Here is a 1,198-nt window from a genome sequence, read left to right on the forward strand (position 1 = left end):
TGGGCGGTCAGGTCAGGGTCTGATTCCCGTTCCGTTTGATTTTTATGGTTTTGGGCGTGCTGGAGGGGCCTGTTGTCGCTGGTTGGGCGTCGGGTTCCACGTCTCCGCTAGGTTGTGCTGGTCGTTGATGGGGCTGGCCGTCCGGTTTTCAGGCCAGGCGTCGGATTCGTTGTCGGAGGCTGTTTTTCAGTTCGGCGATGGCGGCCAGGAGCGTGGTGATCGTGCCGGTTTCCGGCGCTTTGTCGGGGATCAGGAGCCGGGTCTGCCGGGCGCGGGTGATGAGTTTCCCGGCGGTGGTGAAGAGTCGGTACCGCCAGCGTTTGATGTCCCATCCGCGGGCCTTGTGCCCGGTTGGCAGCGCGGTGAGTTGCAGCCAGGAGACCAGGTTCATGGCCAGGGCGGCGATGCTGGCCCAGGCCTGGTTGGCGTGGAAGTCGAAGAACGGCAGCTTCCCGAGCCCGGTGTTCTTCAGGGTTTTGATCCGGTTCTCGCACCGTCCCCGGGCCCGATGCCGGGCGTCAAGGGTCGGCCCGTGCCAACGCGGTGAGTTCGTCAAAAAAGCCGTGATGCGGTGCCCGTCCGCATCCAGCAAGGTCGGCTGCGCCCCGGGGTGGAGCGGCTCGGCCCGCAGGTACAGGTTTGTCCCCGCCGGGTAGTCGGTGAGCCCGAGGATCTCGGTGGCATTGACGACCCACGCGTCGGCGCGTTCCTCCCCTCCCTGGTCCAGGGCCGGCTGCCAGTACTTTTTGTCGTTGATCCAGCCGACCATGTGGGCCTTCATCACCGGTACCGGGTAGGACACCGTGAACTGCACGCCCAGCGATGAGAGGTGGTGCAGGAATTTCCGGGACGCCCCGGCGCTGTCGGTGCGCACCAGCACCTTCTGGCCGATGAGCTCTCCCTGTTCGTCGTAGAAGTCGTCGGGGAGCTGTTCGATGGCCTGGCTGAACACCTTGATGTGGTCCTCTGCGCTGTTGGCCCCGGCATTGCCCGGACGCATCACTGCGGCCAGGATCTCCCCGGTCCCGTTGCCCGCGCCGTAGTCGACGCTGGCGATGAAAGGAGCGAAGCCATACCCGCCCTTGTAAGTGCCGAGAGCCTGTTCCTTGTCGCTGTGGGACGTCACGAGGGTGGCGTCCAGATCAATGATGAGCGGGTCCAGGGCGGTGGCCTTCAGTGCCGGGTTGCGGTCCCCGGC

1 protein-coding gene is annotated in these 1,198 nt (G+C 65.4%); it reads right to left on the bottom strand.

Going from position 1 to position 1,198, the window contains the following annotated elements:
- Positions 1 to 148: 148 nt before the first annotated feature.
- Positions 149 to 1,198: IS1380 family transposase (locus AC50X6_RS18705; protein ID WP_494967634.1), on the bottom strand; the 1,050-nt coding region annotated here is incomplete at its 5' end.

It is taken from the genome of Pseudarthrobacter sp. HLT1-7, from assembly GCF_059383435.1.